This is a genomic window from Paracoccus yeei ATCC BAA-599, from assembly GCF_000622145.1.
GTDB lineage: Bacteria > Pseudomonadota > Alphaproteobacteria > Rhodobacterales > Rhodobacteraceae > Paracoccus > Paracoccus yeei.
The window spans coordinates 60,023-76,846 of the sequence record NZ_JHWH01000001.1 but is presented as its reverse complement, the minus strand read 5'-3'; the positions used below and the strand labels follow the sequence as shown (position 1 = coordinate 76,846).

The following is a 16,824-nucleotide window of genomic DNA, read 5'->3' as shown; positions in this document are numbered from 1 at the left end:
CAAGGGGCCAGAACCGGGGGCATGGACCTGATCGACGACGACGCCCCCGGCAGCAACGCCCATGAATTCACCGTCTCGGAAATCTCGGGCGCGATCAAACGCACGCTCGAGGACCAGTTCGGCCGCGTCCGCGTACGCGGCGAAATCGGGCGGGTGTCGCGCCCGTCCTCGGGGCATCTCTACTTCGATCTCAAGGACGACCGCGCCTGCATCGCGGCCGTCACCTGGAAGGGCCAGGCCGCCCGCCTCTCGACCCGCCCCGAGGAGGGGATCGAGGTCATTGCCACGGGCCGCCTGACCACCTTCCCGGGCCAGTCGAAATACCAGCTGATCGTCGACGAGATCGAGCCCGCCGGCGCCGGCGCCCTGATGATGATGCTGGAAAAGCGCCGCAAGGCCCTGGCGGCCGAGGGGCTGTTCGACGAATCGCGCAAGCGCCCGCTGCCCTATCTGCCGCGCGTGATCGGGGTCGTCACATCCCCCTCGGGCGCGGTGATCCGCGACATCCTGCACCGCCTGCGCGACCGCTTTCCGACGCGCGTGCTGATCTGGCCCGTGGCGGTCCAGGGCGAGGGCTGCGCCCCCCAGGTCACGGCGGCGATCCAGGGCTTCAACGCGCTCGACCCCGCGGGCCCCATCCTGCGCCCCGATCTCATCATCGTCGCTCGCGGCGGCGGCAGCCTCGAGGACCTCTGGGGCTTCAACGAGGAATCCGTGGTGCGGGCGGCGGCGGCCAGCGGCATTCCCCTGATCTCGGCCGTGGGGCACGAAACCGATACCACGCTGATCGACTTCGCCTCGGACCGCCGCGCGCCGACGCCGACGGCGGCGGCCGAAATGGCGGTGCCGGTCCGGGCGGAACTGGCGGCCCGGCTGGCCGAGCAGGGCGCGCGGATGCTGCGGGCGGGCGAACATCACCGCCAACGCCAGCGCCAGCGCCTGTCCGACCTCGGCCGGGCGCTCGGCCGGCCGCAGGCGCTGACCGACCCGGCGCGGCAGCGGTTCGACCTGTTCGCCGAACGGCTCGAGCCGGCGCTGAAAGGCTTTGTCCGCCGCCGCCGCGACCGGCTGGCGGCGCTGCCCCTGTCGCTTGCCGTGCTGCGCAGCGGCCTGCGCACCCGTCGCGAGCGGCTGGCCGAACAAGGCGGGCGCCTGCCGCTGTCGCTGGCGCGCGACCGCAGTCGCCGGGCCGAGCGCCTCAAGACCCTCTCCGAACGCCTGGACCGCGCCCGCGCCCGCGCGCTCGCCGATGCCCTGCGCGGGATCGGGCGCGACCGCGACCGCATGGGTCTTCTGGCGCGCAGGCTGGCGGCGGCGGGAACCCGGCTGCTGCCGCCCCGCCGCGACCGGCTGGAGCGTCTCGACCGGCTGCGCCAGACGCTCGGCTACAAGGAAACGCTGAAGCGCGGCTTCGCCGTGGTCCACGGACCCAATGCCCCGATCACCAGCGCCGAGGACGCCGCCCGCGTCCCCCGCTGGCAGATCGAGTTCGCCGACGGCCGCATTGCCGCCCGCCCCGATGCCACGCCGCCGAAGCCCGCGCGTGCGCAAAAGCCCCCCAAAGGTCAGCAAAGCCTGTTCTAGCGGATTTCTTTCTTGCCCAAATATCCCGGGGGCTTCCGAGCGGCCGGAAAAAGCGAAAAAGGGGGCGGAGCCCCCTTAGCGCGCCAGGTCGCGCGGGCGCAGCATCAGCCACAGCAGCGCGCCACCCGCCAGCACCAGGAACGGCAGCATGGCAAGGTTGACCGCGTTCCAGCCCGCCTGCGGGGTCCCGCCCAGGCAGTTCATCAACCCGCCCGAGGACAGCGAGGCCAGGAACACCCCGCCGAAGACCACGGCGTCGTTCAGGCCCTGCACCCTTTCGCGCTCCTCGGGGCGGTAGGCGCGGGTAAGCATGGCGGTGGCTCCGATGAAGCCGAAGTTCCAGCCCAGCCCCAGCAGGATCAGCGCGACATAGAAATGCCCAAGGGCGACCCCCGACAGGGCGACCGCCCCCGCGCCGCCCAGGATCGCCAGCCCCAGCATCACGATCCGCGCGGCGCCAAAGCGCGCGATCAGATGGCCGGTTAAAAAGGACGGGCCGAACATCGCCAGCACATGCAGCGCCACGATATTCGCCGCATCCGAGGTTTGAAACCCGCAGCCCACCACCGCCAGCGGGGTCGAGGTCATCACCAGGTTCATCAACGCATAGGACACCATGCCGCAGATGATCGCGACGGTGATCTGCGGCACCCGCAGGAGTTCCCGAAGGGGCCGGCCCTGGGGGTGGCCCGGCTCGGGCGCAGGGGGACGGGGAATGTCCAGAAAGGCGAACAGCACCGGCCCCACCAGGTTCAGCCCGATGATCGCGGCATAGGTCGCAAGGAAGGGCACCGCCGTCGCCTCGGCCGTCAGCCGAACCAGGAAGGGGCCGGTGAAGGCCGCGACCAGCCCGCCCGCCAGCACCAGGGAGATCGCCCTGGACTGGAACTCGGGCGGCGCGCAATCGGTCGCGGCAAAGCGATAGAAGCCTTGCGCGGCCTGATAGATGCCGGTCAGCAGCCCGCTCAGCATGAACAGCCAGAAATTGCCCAGCACGATCCCCGCCGCCGCCCCGGCCGCGCCCAGGGCGCCCATGACGCAGGCCAGGACAAAGCCGCGCTGGCGGCCGTGCCGGCGCATGAAGCCCGCCAGCGGTCGGGCCGACAGGGCCGAGCCCAGGACGATCATCGACAACGGCAGCGTGGCGATGCAGGGGTTGGGGCTGAGCATCTGCCCGGTCAGCCCGCCCACGATGAAGATCATCGACATCTGCGCGCCCATGACCGCCTGCGCAAGCAGCAGCACGGCAACATTGCGCCAGGCACGGCGCATCGCGGGATCGGCGGTCATGGCGTCAGCGCAGCCCGCTCGCCTCGCGCGCCCGGGCCTCGATGGCGGCCCAGTCGCCGGCCGCCACCTCGGCATCCGGCGCGATCCAGCTGCCGCCCACGCAGACGACATTGGGCAGGCCCAGGTAATCGGGCGCGTTCGCCGGGGTCACGCCGCCCGTCGGGCAGAAGCTGACCTGGGGCAGGGGGCCGGCCAGCGATTTCAGCGCCTTCGCGCCGCCCGCGGCCTCGGCCGGAAAGAACTTGAGCATGGAATAGCCCATCTCCATCGCCCGCATGACCTCGGAGGCGGTCACCGCCCCGGGAAGCAGGGGCAGGCCGATGTCGGAACAGGCCATGACCAGGCGTTCGGTCGCGCCGGGCGAGACGGCGAAGCTGGCGCCCGCGTCGCGCGCGCGCTTGGCGTCGTCGGGCGTCAGCACGGTCCCGGCGCCGACATGGCCGCCGCTGACGCGGGCCATCTGCCGGATCGCGTCCAGCGCGGCGGGCGTGCGCAGCGTGATTTCGAGCACGGGCAGCCCGCCCGCCACCAGCGCCGTCGCCAGCCCCTCGGCCCGTGCGGCGTCCGGCACGACCAGCACCGGGATCACCGGGGCGCGTTCGCAAAGCGCGCGGCTTTTCTGGGACTGGATCTCGGGGGTCATGGCGGCCTCGTGGTTTTCGCAAGCTGCGCGCAGGGTGCGCTTTTCCGAGCGGCTGCGCAAGGGCGGGCGTTAGCGTTAACTGCGGGGTTGGCGGGGGGGCTCTGGCCCCACGCCTTGCCCGCCCCTGAACGGGGCGGGCAAGGCGTCCCCCCGGGATATTTGGGCAAGAAAGAAATTCAGCCCCCCAGGCTGCGCCGCGCCCCCGACGAGGTGGCCGAGGCGCCGAAGCCGCCGCGCTGGCTGACCTGGGAGGCCGTCATCGGCGGCTTGCCGAGCGTCGAGGGCGCGCGCTGGAAGGTCTGGGGCGAAACCTTGCCCGCGCCGCGGTTGCTGGCAAAGCTCTGGTCACCCTTGGGCGTGGCATAGCGGCCGTCGGCCGTGCGCACCATCGGCTGGGAAAAGATCCCGCCGCGCGACATCATCGAGCCGAGCATGTAGCCCATGAACAGCGGCATGAAGGAAAAGCCGCCGCCGCCCGATTGCTGCGCGGCCGGGTCGTCGCCGCAGTTTCCTGCGCCATGTTCCTGTTCGCACAGTTCCTTCGAGGCATAGCGCGGCGCGGTTTCGACGAATTCCTGCTTGGCGGCCTCGAAGTTCTTGCGGCAGTCGTCCTCGGTGAACCAGAGGTTGCTTTCCTTGCTGGCGGCGATGCAGCTTTCCAGGTCGGGAAAGGCCTGGGCGTCGACCCGGTCGTCCTCGCATCCGGCAAGGGCGAGTGTGGCCGTGCCGGCGAGGATCAGGGCCACATGGCGCGAGCGTTTGCGTGGGATCATGGGTCAGCCCTCGATGAAATGCGGCTTGAAGCGCGACAGGTTGTGGGTGATGCGGGCGCGGTCCTCGCGCAGGCCGATGCCGCAGCACGCCTCGCCCACGATCCAGGCGCCGACGACGGGATGGAAGCTGTCGAATTCGGGCAGCGGCGCCAGCCCCTGGACGATCATCGGGTGGTGGGAATAGCTGTCGTCGCCGGTTTCGGCGGTGGTGCGGCCGTTTTCCGTGATGGTGACGCCCGCCCCCTCGCGCGAGAAGATGGGTTTGGTCACATGGCCGGCGCGCAAGCCCGCCTCGGCCGCGGCGAAGCTTTCGGCGACGGCGGGCGCGGGGCTGCCGTCTGTCAGCGCGTCCCGCACGTCGTCCAGGAAAAAGGCCGGCAGCAGGTTCGGATGGCCCGGCGCGATCTGCCACAGCAGGGGCAGGATGCCCTTGTTCGACAGGACCGCCTTCCACGGCGGTTCGATGAAGCGGGTGCCCGAGGATTGCAGATGCGCGGCGAAGTCGTCGCGCAGCATGTCCTCCCACGGGTAGAGCTTGAAGAGCGTGCCGATCACGCGCGAGGCGTCGTCCGCGAACTGTCCCTCGGGGGTCAGGCCGATCTGCGAAAGCGCGGTGAAATGCGCGCCAAGCCCCGCCTCGCGCGCGGCCCAGGCCAGGGTCTCGACCGTGGCGTAATCTTCGGGGTTCTCGGGGTCGGCGGCGAAATGCACGTCCTCGGCCGGGGCGCAGATATCGCCGAAGCGGGCGACCAGGGATTCATGGATGGCGTTGAACTGGTCGGTGTCCGGGCCCAGCACCCCCGCCGCCTGCTGCTGTTCCAGCCAGAGCCACTGGAACGAGGCGCTTTCGTAAAGCGAGGTCGGCGTGTCGGCGTTGTATTCCAGCAGTTTCGCCGGGCCGCGCCCGTCGTAGGACAGGTCCATGCGGCCGTAGAGCTCGGGCTCGGCGCGCCGCCAGCTGTCGGCGACCAGGTCCCAGTGCTCGGGCGGGATGGCCAGGCGGGTCATCCAGGCCTCGTCCCGGACGACGCGGTCCACCGCCTCGCGGCAAAGCGCGTGCAGTTCCGTCGCCGGCGCTTCCAGGTCCTGCTCGATCTGGCGCAGGGTAAAGCGATAGGCGCTGGTTTCGTCCCAATAGGGCTCGCCCGCCATGTCGGCAAAGGTGAAGCCGAGCTTCTGGGCCTCGTCGCGCCAGCCGGCGCGCTCGGGCAGGGTGCGTTTTTCCATGGTGCCTCCTGCCCACGACATGGCGCAGCGGGCCGGGTTTCGCAACCCGTCCCGCCGATTTCACTGCATGGCGCGCCGGGTCATGGCGCTGCGCCACAGGAAGGCCAGGACGAACTGGCAAAGCAGGATCAGCACGATCGTGGGGGCGGGCGCGCTGTCCAGCCAGAAGCTGGACCAGACGCCGGCCAGTGTGCTGATGGCGGCGACCAGCACGGCCACGGCCAGCATCCGCCCCAGGCTGCGGGTGACCAGATAGGCCACGGCCCCCGGTGCGATCAGCAGCGCCACCGACAGGATGATGCCGACCGCGCTGAGCATCGCGACCACCGTGGCCGAGACCATCGCCAGCAGGCCGTAGTCCAGCCAGCGCACCCGCAGGCCCGAGACGCGCGCCTGCACCGGGTCGAAGCCCACCAGTGCCAGGTCGCGCCATTTCAGCAGCAGGGCGCCCCCGACCAGCAGCGAGATCGCGCCGGCCAGCCACAGGTCGCCCGGGCCGATCCCCAGCATGTTGCCGAACAGGATGTGGTCCAGGTGCAGGTCCGACGGGATCGCGGTGTACAGCACGACGCCCAGGCCGAACATGCCGGACATGACGACGCCCAGCACGGTGTCGCGCTTGACCCGGCTGTTGCCCTGCAGCCAGCCCGCCGCCAGGGCCGAGCCGAAGCCCGCCGCGAAGGCTCCGACGATCAGCGGCAGGCCCGCGACATAGGCCAGCACCACGCCGGGCAGGATCGCGTGACTGACCGCGTCGCCCATCAGCGACCAGCCGCGCAGCACCAGGAAGCAGCTGAGAAGCCCCGCCGGCAGCGCGATCATCAGCCCCAGAAGTGCCGCGTCGCGCATGAAGGGAAAGGAAAAGGGCATGGCGATCCAGTCCATCACACGGCCCTCCGCGCGCGCCGGCGGGCCGCCAGCAGCCCGTGCTTGGGCGCAAGCAGGAAGGCCAGCAGGAACAGCAGCGTCTGCAGGCAGACGATGACGCCCCCCGTCGCCCCGTCGAGGTAGAACGAGACATAGGCCCCGACCGCCGAGGTCACCGCCCCGATCGCCACCGACACCGCGATCAGGCGCGGAAAGCGGTCGGTCAGCAGATAGGCGGTCGCGCCCGGCGTCACCACCAGCGCTACGACCAGGAAGGCGCCCACCGTCTGCATGGCGGCGACCGTGCAGGCCGACAGCAGCGTAAAGAACAGCACCCGCAGCCGCCCCGGGTTCAGGCCGATGGTGCGGGCATGGTTTTCATCGAAGAACACCACCATCAGGTCGCGCCACTTGAGCCCCAGCACCAGCAGCGAGATGCCTCCGATCAGGGCAAGCTGGATCGTGTCGCCGGGGGTGATGGCCAGGATGTTGCCCATGGTGATGGTCTGGACCGACACCGCCATCGGATTGAGCGACACCATGAACAGCCCGAGGCCGAAGAAGCCGGTGAAGATCAGGCCGATGATCGCGTCCTCCTTGAGGCCGGTGCGCTGGTTCAGGAACAGCATGGTCAGCGCCGCAAGCCCGCCCGACAGGAAGGCGCCAAGCGCAAAGGGCAGGCCCAGCATGTAGGCCCCCGCGACACCCGGCACGATGGAATGGCTGAGCGCGTCGCCGATCAGCGACCAGCCCTTGAGCATCAGATAGGCCGACAGGAACGCGCAGACCGCGCCGACCAGGGCCGAGACCCAGATCGCGTCGCGCATGTAGCCGTATTCGAAGGGAATCAGCAGGGTGTCGATCATTTGGGCGCGGCCTCGGGCGTGCGGGCCTTGCCGTCGTAGAACACCAGCGGGCGTTCGTCGTCCGACAGCATGGTCAGTTCGCGCGGATCGTCGTCGTCATGGATCTGGCCCGCGCCCAGCACCAGATGGCGCAGGACGCCGCCAAAGGCCAGGCGCAGGTTCTGGGGGGTAAAGACCTCGGCCGTCGGGCCGTGGGCCAGCACCGTGCCCTTGACCAGCACCACCCGGTCGCAGAACTCGGGGACCGAGCCCAGGTCGTGGGTCGACACCAGCATGACCCGGCCCTCGTCCCGCATCTGGCGCAGCAGGGCGATGATCGCTTCCTCGGTCTTGACGTCGACGCCGGTGAAGGGCTCGTCCAGCAGGATGACGGCGGCGCCCTGGGCCAGCGCCCGGGCCAGGAAGACGCGCTTCTTCTGCCCGCCCGACAGCTCTCCGATCTGGCGGTGGCGGAATTCGGTCATGCCGACGCGTTCCAGGGCCTGGTCCACGGCGGCGCGGTCCTGCGGCCGGGCGCGGCGCAGGAACCCCATGTGGCCATAGCGGCCCATCATCACCACGTCCTGGACCAGCACGGGAAAGGTCCAGTCGACCTCCTCGGCCTGGGGAACATAGGCGATCAGGTTGCGGCGCAGGGCCTCGGGCACGGCCATGCCCATGACCTGCACCGTCCCGCGCGAGGCCGGGACAAAGCCCATCAGCGCCTTGAACAGCGTGGACTTGCCCGCGCCATTCACGCCCACCAGCGCCGTGACCGAGCCCTTGGGCACGGTGAAGCTGGCATCGCGCAGCGCCGTGAAGCCGTTGCGATAGGTGACAGTCAGGCCTTGCGCCGCGATCCCTTCATCAGCCATCGGTCAGGCCCGAGACGATGGTTTCCGACGTGACCCGCAGCAGGTCCAGATAGGTCGGGACCGGCCCGCCCGGTTCGGACAGGCTATCCACATACAGCACGCCCCCATAGCGCGCCCCGGTCTCCGAGGCGATCTGGCGGGCGGGACGGTCCGAGACCGTGCTTTCCGAAAAGATGACCGGGATCCGGTGCTGGCGGATCGCATCGACCACGCGGCGCACCTGCTGGGGCGTACCCTGCGCCTCGGCATTGATCGGCCACAGGTAAAGCTCGTTCAGGTTGAAGTCGCGCGCCAGATAGGAAAAGGCGCCCTCGGACGTGACCAGCCAGCGCCGCTCGTCCGGCAGGGCGCGGGCGCGGTCGCGGATCGGGCCGATGGTGCGGGCGATGCTGCCCTTGTAGGTGCCGGCGTTGCGGGCATAGTCGCCGACCCCGTCCGGGTCCATCTGCGACAGGGCGGCGGCGATGTTGTCGACATAGGTCATCGCCGTATCCAGCCCCATCCAGGCGTGGGGGTTGGGCTTGCCCTGATAGCTGCCGCCCGAAATCGGCATCGGCACGATCCCTTCGCTGACCGTGGCCGAGGGGACGTCGCCCAGGTTGCGCAGGAACTGTTCGAACCACAGTTCCAGGTTCATCCCGTTGCGCAGCACCAGATCCGCGCCGCGCGCGCCGATCAGGTCGCTGGGGGTGGGTTCGTAATTGTGGATCTCGGCCCCGGGGCGGGTGATCGACACCACCTCGGCCCGCTCGCCCGCGACGTTGCGGGCCATGTCGGCGATGATGGTGAAGGTGGTCGCCACCTTGAACCGGCGCTGGGCAAGGGCCGGGGCGGCAAGGGCGAAGGTCGAGGCGAGGCTCGTGGCGATGAAGGTCCTGCGTTGCATGGTCGTCCTTTCGTTGCCGCCAACATCTGCGAATCGTTCTCAACTGTCAAGCGCGTTGCAATTCATTCGCATCTGGGCGAAACAGAGGCATGGATCACGAAGCCCGGGCCCGATCATTCGAAGACGCGTTGCGCCGCGCGGGCGTGCGCATCACCCGCCAGCGGGCCGCCCTGTTGCGCGTGCTGGCCGCGGCCGAGGACCACCCCGACGCGACCCAGCTGTTCCAGCGCGCGACCGATGCCGGGGCGGGGGTGTCGCTTGCGACGGTCTATCGCACGCTTTCCGCGCTCGAGGCGCAGGGCGTGATCCTGAAGCTCGAGTTCGAGGGAGAGCCAGCTCGGTTCGAGCCTGCCGACGGCACCCATCACGACCACATGATCGACCTCGACACCGGAGAGGTGACCGAGTTCGTCAACGACCGGATCGAACGGCTTCAGGCCGAGATTGCCGACGAACTGGGCTATGAGATCGTCCGCCACCGGCTGGAGCTTTACGTCCGGCGCAAACGATGACGCTGACGGTGCATGACAAGATCATTTCCGACCGGGGCTCGCGCTATGCCGTCTCGGGCGGGCCGGCGCGCGACCGGGCCGAGGCGCAGGCCCTGCTGGCAGAGCTGAAACGCAACAAGCGCTTCGCCCGGGCCACCCACAACAGCTGGGCCGCGATCCTGTCGGGCGAAGGGGTCCGCGACGATGACGGCGAAAGCGGCGCGGGCCAGATCATCCTGCAAATGCTGGAACGCGCGGGGCTTCAGGACCACATGATCGTCGTCACCCGCTGGTATGGCGGCAAGCATCTGGGCGGCGACCGCTTTCGCCATGTGATCGACGCGGTGCGCCATTACCTGGCTCGGATGTCCTGAGGCGTTGCGCCCCAGCCTGTTGCAGCGGGCGCAGGGTTAACAGTCGGTTAGGCGCGTTTCGCCTTAATCCGGTCCGTGCGTTTCGGGCGGCGGGTCGGCATGACAGGGCGGTTCCCCGATCCGCCGGCCCTTCCCGATCCGGCGCACGGGGCCCCGTCACAAGGCGGGTCCGGCATAACAACGGACCGAGGTTTTCATGCCCGAAGCTTACGATACCACCGCAATCCTGGCGCGCCTTGACGCCATCGAACGCACGCTGGGGTCCGGCACCCTGCAGACGCCGGCGCTGGCCGCGCCCTATCTGACTCCGGCGTCGGACGGCATCGTCGCAGCCGTGCGTCAGCAGTTCGTCCCGGCGGTTGATGTGCGCCATTTCGGCGTCACGCTGACCGCGCTTGACCAGCGCGCGCCCGAGGCCGTGGCGCGGGCCAACACCGAAGCGCTGGGCAGCGCGCTGGAATGGTCGGCGCGGACGGGCGGCGCGGTCCACCTGCCCAGCGGTTCGCTGGATCTCTGGGGCGTCGTGGAATTGCCGCGCGGCGCTTCGATCCGGGGGGCGGGCAAGTTTTCCTCGCGCATCCGGCAGCTCTGCCAGCCCGCCAGCGACGCCGAGCCCTTCGTGGACGTCCTTGCGGCCCCGGCGGTAAGCGGCGGCATCGGCGGCAACGGCTACAACATCGTGGCCGACCTGACCATCGACGGCGGCTGGAACCTGCGCAACCACAGCCGCGACGGCAACGGCAACTGGCACTATGACCCGGCCCGCATGACCCAGCGCGGCCTGGTGTTTGCGACCCCCGCGGGCGGTCCTCTGGACGCCGCCGTGCGCGACGCGGGATCGGACGCGCATGGCCGGATCGAGAACGTCTGCTTCACCAACATCGCCGGCTATGGCTTCCAGATGTCGGGCCGGGGCGAGAACTTCGCGCGCGGGGTCGAAATCCGCAAGACTGGCAAGTCGGCCTTCCTGATCCAAAGCCCGGACTGCTTCCTCAGCGACCTGACCTGCTATCTGTCCGGCGACAGCGGGGTGGAGATCCGCGCCGGCGCGGGCAACCTGCGCTGGACGAACTCGAAGGTGTGGTTCTGCGGCATGCAGCGCGCGGTCCAGGGTATCGGCGCGGCCATCCATCTGCCCGACCCGGGGACCGAGACGATCATGATGAACAACATCTCGACCCAGGACAGCTGGGGTCCCGGCCTGCAACTGAACGGAAACGTCGGCATCGTGTTCTCGGGCGACATTGACGAGGCCGGGGGCGGCCGCCTGGAACAGCAGGGCTTTGGCTGGCGGGGTACGCGCAGCCTGCCCCGCGCCTTCATCCGGGCGCCCGGTACCCTGCGCCGGGCGCGCATCACCGCCCAGATCAAGGGCGGCAGCCGCCTGGGCGAGGCCGCGCGTCCCGCGCTGGTCGATCTGTCCGGCTCGGGCGTGGGCGGTTGCGTGTTCCGGCTGGGCGGCTCGCTCGACCATGTGGCGACGCCGCCGGTGCGCGTCTCGACCGGGCATGTGAACGCCGGCCGTTACAACGAGATCTGGTTCGAGGACCGGCTGCTGCACGGCCAGGTCACCGCGAAAGAGCTGAACACCGCCAGCCACGGTGTCAACGACCCGGTCTATGGCCCAAGCCGCGCCTATCGCAACGACGGCCGGCTGATGGTGCGCGGCCCCGCCGGCTGGATCCAGCAGAAATAGGGCAACGTGCCGACCAACACGAAACGCGGCCTTTGGGCCGCGTTTTTTCATGCCCCGTGCAGCCCCGTTCGATCGGCAGCGGCCATGAAGAAACGCGCGCCGGGACGAACCCGACGCGCCATGCTTTGGTCCATTGAGATGCGCTTCAGCCCGCGTCGTCCACGAACACGCCGTCGCGGAACGTGCCCCGGAACCCGGGCAGGGGCCGCCACAGCGTCTGGCCCGGCACGAAGCGGCTGGCCCGGGTGTGGCTGCCGAACAGCGTCGTGCGATGGGCCGACATGGTATAGCCCGCCGCATCGGCCATGTCGTAGCAATCCTGCACCTGGTGGGCAAAGCGCAGCCAGGTCGCATCGGCCGAAGCCAGCGTGATCGTGACCGTATTGCCCCCGAAATCGGGCACCGCGCTGACGATGCCGCCATCCGCCTCGAAGCCGAAATCGGCGCAGGTCGCCGCCCCGCCGAAGGTGTCGTAAAGCGTCGTGCGCTGCATCAAGGTCTCGCCTGGCCGCAAGGCGAAGCTGACCGTGACCACCGCGCCCGCTTTCTGGACGTCATAGGTGATGGTCCAGGGGCGGCCAGCCTCGACCTCGCTGATCGCCCAGTCGGTGGTCTCTCCGATCAGGACCTTCGTCTCGCCGTCCACATGGGCGTTGCGGTCGTTGATCGGATAGGCCCGCTGCCAGGTGGCGATGATCGCGCCATAATCCAGCGCGAGACGGTATTGCACACCCGGCGTCGCATAAAGGTCGCCCACCGTGTTCACGTCGCCGCCGTTCACCACCACCACCAACCGGGGCGCTGCGCCGAACAGGGCGGTGCATTGCGCGACGGTCTCGGCATGGGCGACGTCGAAATCGGCGCGATAGACCGTGCCCGGCTGGTCCTTGGCCGACGAGCCTTGGAACAGATAAACATAGGGGCAGGTCATCGCGATGCCGAAGCTGTCCGCCAGCCGCTTGCTTTCGGCCAGCCAGAACGCCTGGTTGCGCCCGATGGGCGAGGCGTCCTCCAGCCGCCATTCGTTGATATAGCGCCCGCCATAGCCGTGATCGCCGATGACGACGCCGCGGCCGCTCTCTCCCTTGTCGCGCCAGGACGCCGCCCGGCAATATTGCAGCGTGAACGCGGGCGAGACGCGCCCCAGGTTCGCAGCCGACGCAAGGCCGCTGGCCGGGCGGGTCTGGTCGATCTGCGCCATGGCGTTGGCCGCGGCGTCCCAGCCCGCCCCGGACGTGTCGACCGCCCGGCCCGCCGTGGTGACCATGCCAAGGGTGTAATAGACCTGCTCGGGCGTCGCCGCGTCCAGCGTTGCCGCCAGCGGATCGGGCGACGAGCGGTTTTCCGACTGGCCATAGACCGGCAGGATTTCCAGAGAGGTGACGGAGGGTCTGGGGGCCGTCACGCCCCCCGCCGAAAATCCGCGACGACCTCGGCCATGGTGACGGGCCAGGCGCCGCCTTCGGGGCGGCCGACGATGGCCAGGCGGTGCAGCGTGCCGTTCAGATAGCGCCCCATGGTAAAGCGCGTGGGCAGCGGGTCGACCAGGCCGGTATGCGGGGCCGACACGGCAGTACCCGCGATGCTGATCCCCGACAGCAGGTCCGCCACATCGTCGAGTTGGCCTGCCACGATCACGCGGGTGCCATACGCGACCGTGCCAAGCGACAGCGCCCCCTGGCCCGAGACGGGCCCCAGTACCTGGATCGCCCCGGCGCTGTTGCGCAGCTTGAGGTTGACCCCCGTGCCGTCGATGATCTGGCCCACGTTCGAACCGTAGCTGGTCAACGTCAGGTCGGCCACGGCGAACAGCCCGTCCGTGGTCGGCTGGGCGCTCAGGACCTGCGTCTGGACATAGGCGCCGTCGGCAAAGGCAAAGCCGTCGCTGGTGCGGCGGATCGCCGTGCCGCTGCCCGCCTTGGTAAAGACATAGGCCCCCGTTCCCCGGGCGGTGATCGCGCCGACGTCGGCGTCGCTTCCCGTGATGGTGGCCGAGACGTCGATATAGGCCAGCGCGACCCGGGCATAGTCGATGGCCGGCACCAGGGGGGGCGCGACAGTCAGCGCGACGGTATTCGCCATCACGGAATCGGCGCTGTTCGTCCAGGCGACGGTCAGTTCGTAGATGCCCGTTTCCGCCAGTTCGATGGTCGTGGCGCCGCGGTCCAGCCGCCCCTTGATCGAGACGCCGTTCAGGGTGAAGTCCCAGCTTGCCACCGGCGCGGGCAGGCCCGCGGCCTCGCCGATGTCCAGGGTGATGCTGTCGCCGATGCCGGCCTCCTGCGGCAGGATGCTGGGCTGGCGGGTGATGGTCGGCGCGACCGGCTGGTCGGTGCCCACCAGCAGGATGCCGGTGCTGTTGCGCAGGGACACCGGCTGATCGCCGAAATAGGCGGCGCGCAGGCCCGAAAAGACGGCGCGTCCGATGTCGGAATGGATGATGACCGCCATCTCAGGCTCCCCGGACCAGGACGATGTCGGTCGGCCGCTTCTGCGTGTCGGGCAGGGCGGAGTAATCGGTATAGTCCGTCACCACCAGAAGGCGCGAGATGGTGGCGTCCTTGGCCGCCTTCAGGTTCTGCGCGCTGGTCTTTTCCAGATCGCCCAGCGAGACGGACAGGCTGCTGGCGATGAACAGGGACTTCACCTCGAAGACCTTGGTGACATACTGGTTGTAGCCCTCGATCGACCAGGTGGTGGCGGCTGTGTCGCCCTCGGCATTGACGATCAGCGGCATCTGCCAGCGCCCCTCGGTGTCGGTCGTGGCCTCGACCTTCTGGGTCACGATGCGCACGCCGCCGTCGAAGATGTCCGATCCGTTCAGCGTCGCGACGATCTTTCCCTGGGAAATCGGGGCAAGCGTGGCGTCGACAAGGACGCCGGTGACAATGGCTTTGTTCGGCATTCGCAGCTCCTGGGCTTACATGCATCGGTCGCGGCCATTATCGGGGCTGTTTGCCCGCGTTGCCGATGCGGCCCAAGCAACGCTCCTTCAGCCGCCCGGCACCGCGCGCCGCGCCATGCGCTGGGCAATCACCGAACAGACCAGAAGCTGCAGCATGTGATACATCATCACCGGCAGGACGGTCGCGCCCACCGTCGCCGCGGGAAAGATCGCGCTGGCGATGGGCAGGCCGCTGGCCAGGCTTTTCGTCGATCCGCAAAAGAACAGCACCGCCTGGTCGGCCTGGGGCATCCGCATCAGCCGGCCCGTCCCGGCCATGATCGCCATGGCCAGCGCCAGAAACACCGACACCGCAAGCAGGCTCAGCACCATGGCCGGGACCGGGATCTGCGACCACAGGCCCGAGTTCGTGCTGCCGCTGAACGCCGAATAGACGATCAGCAGGATCGAGCCGCGGTCCACCACCATGGTCAGCAGCCGGTGGCGCCGCACGAACCCGCCGATCAGCGGCCGCAGCAGCTGGCCCGCGACGAAAGGCAGCAGGATCTGGACGCCGATCTTCTCGATCGCGTCCAGGCTGACGCCGCCGCCATCGACATGCAGAAGCCGCGCGACCAGCAGGGGCGTCAGCACCACGCCCACGATGTTGGAAAGCGATGCCGCGCAGATCGCCGCCGGCACGTTGCCCCCCGCCATCGAGGTGAAGGCGATCGAGCTTTGCACCGTCGAGGGCAGGACCGACAGGAACAGCAGCCCCATCGTCATCGCCGGCCCCAGGACGCCGCCGAACGCGGCGGCAAGGCCCAGGCCCAGCACCGGAAACAGCAGATAGGTCGCCAGAAAGGTCAGCGTCTGCAGGCGCAGGTTCAAAAGCCCCGCCCGCACCGCCGCCGGGTCAAGCTTGGCGCCGTAAAGAAAGAACAGCAGCGTCACCGCCCAGAAGGTCGCATGGCCCAGCACGCCGGCCGCCAGACCCCGCGCCGGCAGCACCACTCCCGCCACGGCCGTCAGGACCAGAAGCAGCATGTAGCCGTCGACACCGATGCGCTTGAGAAACTTCATGACGGGGGACCTTTCGCGCTTGCGTCCCGCGGGCCGGCCGCCAGCGGCAAGGAACAGGGCCCGACTCGCCGAAAAGGACAGATTGCATGAATACCGGCCCTTGGGCTTAGTCAAGCCGGTTCAAGATTTTATGGTGAAACATGGCAACGATTATGGTAAATCCGAATTACGGCTTGGATATCTCGGCGCTGGATTTCAGCGAACTGCTGTATGGCGACAGCTATTCGCGCAGTTCCAGCCGGCTGGTGGTCGATTACGGCACGGGGTATCGCGATGTCCTGACCGGCAGCGGCCTGCGCTACGACGCCTATGGCATGCCGATAGCCGGCACGATCACCGGGGCCCGCGGCGAGCTTGGCGCAACGACGGTCTTTTCCATCGACAACATTGCCATCTCGGCCGCCGCGCTTACCGCCGTGGCCTGGACCTATACGTCCGAGGACGACATCGACCTGATGGCCCGCGCGCTTTCGGGCAGCGACCGGATGACGGGCGGGAACCTCGCCGATTTCCTGGTTGGTTTCGCTGGCAACGATACGATCCATGGCCAGGGCGGCAACGACATGCTGTGGGGCGGGATCGACCGCGACCAGATCTTTGGCGGGCTGGGCAACGACACCATCGAGGGCTTCAATCGCGCCGACCTGCTCAAGGGCGAGGCCGGCAATGACGAAATCCTGGGCGGGGCCGGCTTTGACACCCTGTCCGGCGGCTTCGGCAACGACGATCTGTCGGGCGGCACCGAAAACGACCGACTGTTCGGCGAGGCCGGCAACGACCGGATGAAGGGCGACGCGGGTGCGGATACGCTGTGGGGCGGCGCGGGCTATGACACGCTCGAGGGCGGCGCGCAGAACGACCTGCTGGCGGCGGGGGTGGGCAACGACCGCCTTCTGGGCGGTGCCGGCGCCGACCGGCTGCTGGGCGAGGCGGGCAACGACATCCTGACCGGCGGGCAGGGTGCGGACCAGCTTTGGGGCGGCCTGGGCGCCGACCGCTTCGTCTTCCTGGCGGCCTCGGACAGCGCGCCGCAGATGCGCGACCAGATCCGGGACTTCTCGCGCGCGCAGGGCGACCGGATCGACCTGTCGGCCATCGACGCGGACCGTCGCGACGGCTACGACAACGATGCCTTCCGCTATGTCGGGACCGACGCCTTCAGCGGCGCGGCGGGCGAATTGCGCTATGGCCGGGTGGCCGGCGGGGTGATCGTTCAGGCCGACACCAACGGCGACCGCGTGGCCGACATGGCCTTCCTGGTCGCGGGAAACCAGGCGCTGCTGGCCAGCGATTTCCTGCTGTGACC

General features: G+C 69.1%; 17 protein-coding genes. 5 read left to right on the top strand and 12 right to left on the bottom strand.

The genetic code is table 11. From position 1 onward, the window contains the following. Window positions 1-21 precede the first annotated feature (21 nt). Entirely contained in the window at window positions 22-1,584 is a 1,563-nt protein-coding gene (gene xseA / locus BU28_RS0100375; protein ID WP_028717674.1) for an exodeoxyribonuclease VII large subunit, read from the top strand. Window positions 1,585-1,659: 75 nt separating this feature from the next. Here xseA and BU28_RS0100370 read toward each other — a convergent pair whose 3' ends face one another. From BU28_RS0100370 to BU28_RS0100335, 8 genes are all read right to left on the bottom strand, one after another. Beyond that, complete coding sequence (locus BU28_RS0100370) at window positions 1,660-2,874, bottom strand: MFS transporter (RefSeq protein ID WP_028717673.1); 1,215 nt, start codon at window positions 2,872-2,874, stop codon at window positions 1,660-1,662. Between the two features lie 4 nt (window positions 2,875-2,878). After that, complete coding sequence (gene eda, locus BU28_RS0100365; protein ID WP_028717672.1) at window positions 2,879-3,517, bottom strand: bifunctional 4-hydroxy-2-oxoglutarate aldolase/2-dehydro-3-deoxy-phosphogluconate aldolase; 639 nt, start codon at window positions 3,515-3,517, stop codon at window positions 2,879-2,881. A gap of 176 nt (window positions 3,518-3,693) precedes the next feature. Then, window positions 3,694-4,290, bottom strand: a complete 597-nt coding sequence (locus BU28_RS0100360; RefSeq protein WP_028717671.1) for a DUF1190 domain-containing protein — start codon at window positions 4,288-4,290, stop codon at window positions 3,694-3,696. Window positions 4,291-4,293: 3 nt separating this feature from the next. Further along, window positions 4,294-5,517 carry a glutathionylspermidine synthase family protein gene (locus BU28_RS0100355; RefSeq protein WP_028717670.1) on the bottom strand — a complete coding sequence of 408 codons (1,224 nt, stop codon included), beginning with the start codon at window positions 5,515-5,517 and terminating at the stop codon, window positions 4,294-4,296. Between the two features lie 60 nt (window positions 5,518-5,577). Continuing rightward, window positions 5,578-6,402, bottom strand: coding sequence for a metal ABC transporter permease (locus tag BU28_RS0100350; protein WP_036761721.1), 825 nt, complete (start codon window positions 6,400-6,402; stop codon window positions 5,578-5,580). Beyond that, window positions 6,402-7,250: a metal ABC transporter permease gene (locus tag BU28_RS0100345; protein ID WP_028717668.1), complete on the bottom strand. Its 849-nt coding sequence runs from the start codon at window positions 7,248-7,250 to the stop codon at window positions 6,402-6,404. The genes BU28_RS0100350 and BU28_RS0100345 overlap by 1 nt, the downstream gene beginning before the upstream one ends. Further along, on the bottom strand, window positions 7,247-8,104 hold the full coding sequence (locus BU28_RS0100340; RefSeq protein ID WP_028717667.1) for a manganese/iron ABC transporter ATP-binding protein: 858 nt from the start codon (window positions 8,102-8,104) through the stop codon (window positions 7,247-7,249). Before BU28_RS0100340 ends, BU28_RS0100345 begins: the two co-directional genes overlap by 4 nt. Further along, window positions 8,097-8,990: a metal ABC transporter substrate-binding protein gene (locus BU28_RS0100335; RefSeq protein ID WP_028717666.1), complete on the bottom strand. Its 894-nt coding sequence runs from the start codon at window positions 8,988-8,990 to the stop codon at window positions 8,097-8,099. Before BU28_RS0100335 ends, BU28_RS0100340 begins: the two co-directional genes overlap by 8 nt. A gap of 89 nt (window positions 8,991-9,079) precedes the next feature. On the opposite strand from BU28_RS0100335, the gene BU28_RS0100330 reads away from it, so the two are divergent. From BU28_RS0100330 to BU28_RS0100320, 3 genes are all read left to right on the top strand, one after another. Then, complete coding sequence (locus BU28_RS0100330) at window positions 9,080-9,502, top strand: Fur family transcriptional regulator (protein WP_028717665.1); 423 nt, start codon at window positions 9,080-9,082, stop codon at window positions 9,500-9,502. Continuing rightward, complete coding sequence (locus BU28_RS0100325) at window positions 9,499-9,855, top strand: YigZ family protein (RefSeq protein WP_036761720.1); 357 nt, start codon at window positions 9,499-9,501, stop codon at window positions 9,853-9,855. The genes BU28_RS0100330 and BU28_RS0100325 overlap by 4 nt, the downstream gene beginning before the upstream one ends. 196 nt (window positions 9,856-10,051) lie before the next feature. Then, window positions 10,052-11,551 carry a hypothetical protein gene (locus BU28_RS0100320; RefSeq protein ID WP_028717663.1) on the top strand — a complete coding sequence of 500 codons (1,500 nt, stop codon included), beginning with the start codon at window positions 10,052-10,054 and terminating at the stop codon, window positions 11,549-11,551. Between the two features lie 145 nt (window positions 11,552-11,696). On the opposite strand, the gene BU28_RS0100315 is transcribed toward BU28_RS0100320, so the two are convergent. The 4 genes from BU28_RS0100315 to BU28_RS0100300 form a co-directional block, all read right to left on the bottom strand. Then, window positions 11,697-12,956 carry a hypothetical protein gene (locus BU28_RS0100315; protein WP_028717662.1) on the bottom strand — a complete coding sequence of 420 codons (1,260 nt, stop codon included), beginning with the start codon at window positions 12,954-12,956 and terminating at the stop codon, window positions 11,697-11,699. Continuing rightward, the gene (locus tag BU28_RS0100310) at window positions 12,953-14,002 is read right to left on the bottom strand and encodes a hypothetical protein (protein ID WP_028717661.1); all 1,050 of its coding nucleotides are present in this window, start codon (window positions 14,000-14,002) and stop codon (window positions 12,953-12,955) included. Before BU28_RS0100310 ends, BU28_RS0100315 begins: the two co-directional genes overlap by 4 nt. A 1-nt stretch (window position 14,003) precedes the next feature. Continuing rightward, entirely contained in the window at window positions 14,004-14,456 is a 453-nt protein-coding gene (locus BU28_RS0100305) for a hypothetical protein (protein ID WP_028717660.1), read from the bottom strand. A gap of 87 nt (window positions 14,457-14,543) precedes the next feature. Next, complete coding sequence (locus tag BU28_RS0100300; RefSeq protein ID WP_028717659.1) at window positions 14,544-15,518, bottom strand: bile acid:sodium symporter family protein; 975 nt, start codon at window positions 15,516-15,518, stop codon at window positions 14,544-14,546. A 152-nt stretch (window positions 15,519-15,670) separates the two neighbouring features. Between BU28_RS0100300 and BU28_RS24070 the strand changes: the two genes are divergently transcribed. Beyond that, entirely contained in the window at window positions 15,671-16,822 is a 1,152-nt protein-coding gene (locus BU28_RS24070) for a calcium-binding protein (protein WP_051577649.1), read from the top strand. The last annotated feature ends 2 nt before the right edge of the window (window positions 16,823-16,824 follow it).

Bases quoted from the DNA above. Each gene is read 5' to 3' on its own strand.
- BU28_RS0100350 (WP_036761721.1), bottom strand. From the start codon at position 6,402: ATGGACTGGATCGCCATGCCCTTTTCCTTTCCCTTCATGCGCGACGCG.
- BU28_RS0100300 (WP_028717659.1), bottom strand. From the start codon at position 15,518: ATGAAGTTTCTCAAGCGCATCGGTGTCGACGGCTACATGCTGCTTCTG.
- BU28_RS0100360 (WP_028717671.1), bottom strand. From the start codon at position 4,290: ATGATCCCACGCAAACGCTCGCGCCATGTGGCCCTGATCCTCGCCGGC.
- BU28_RS0100340 (WP_028717667.1), bottom strand. From the start codon at position 8,104: ATGGCTGATGAAGGGATCGCGGCGCAAGGCCTGACTGTCACCTATCGC.
- BU28_RS0100330 (WP_028717665.1), top strand. From the start codon at position 9,080: ATGGATCACGAAGCCCGGGCCCGATCATTCGAAGACGCGTTGCGCCGC.
- BU28_RS0100310 (WP_028717661.1), bottom strand. From the start codon at position 14,002: ATGGCGGTCATCATCCATTCCGACATCGGACGCGCCGTCTTTTCGGGC.
- BU28_RS0100320 (WP_028717663.1), top strand. From the start codon at position 10,052: ATGCCCGAAGCTTACGATACCACCGCAATCCTGGCGCGCCTTGACGCC.
- BU28_RS0100355 (WP_028717670.1), bottom strand. From the start codon at position 5,517: ATGGAAAAACGCACCCTGCCCGAGCGCGCCGGCTGGCGCGACGAGGCC.
- BU28_RS24070 (WP_051577649.1), top strand. From the start codon at position 15,671: ATGGTAAATCCGAATTACGGCTTGGATATCTCGGCGCTGGATTTCAGC.
- BU28_RS0100370 (WP_028717673.1), bottom strand. From the start codon at position 2,874: ATGACCGCCGATCCCGCGATGCGCCGTGCCTGGCGCAATGTTGCCGTG.
- xseA (WP_028717674.1), top strand. From the start codon at position 22: ATGGACCTGATCGACGACGACGCCCCCGGCAGCAACGCCCATGAATTC.
- BU28_RS0100345 (WP_028717668.1), bottom strand. From the start codon at position 7,250: ATGATCGACACCCTGCTGATTCCCTTCGAATACGGCTACATGCGCGAC.
- BU28_RS0100305 (WP_028717660.1), bottom strand. From the start codon at position 14,456: ATGCCGAACAAAGCCATTGTCACCGGCGTCCTTGTCGACGCCACGCTT.
- BU28_RS0100325 (WP_036761720.1), top strand. From the start codon at position 9,499: ATGACGCTGACGGTGCATGACAAGATCATTTCCGACCGGGGCTCGCGC.
- BU28_RS0100335 (WP_028717666.1), bottom strand. From the start codon at position 8,990: ATGCAACGCAGGACCTTCATCGCCACGAGCCTCGCCTCGACCTTCGCC.
- eda (WP_028717672.1), bottom strand. From the start codon at position 3,517: ATGACCCCCGAGATCCAGTCCCAGAAAAGCCGCGCGCTTTGCGAACGC.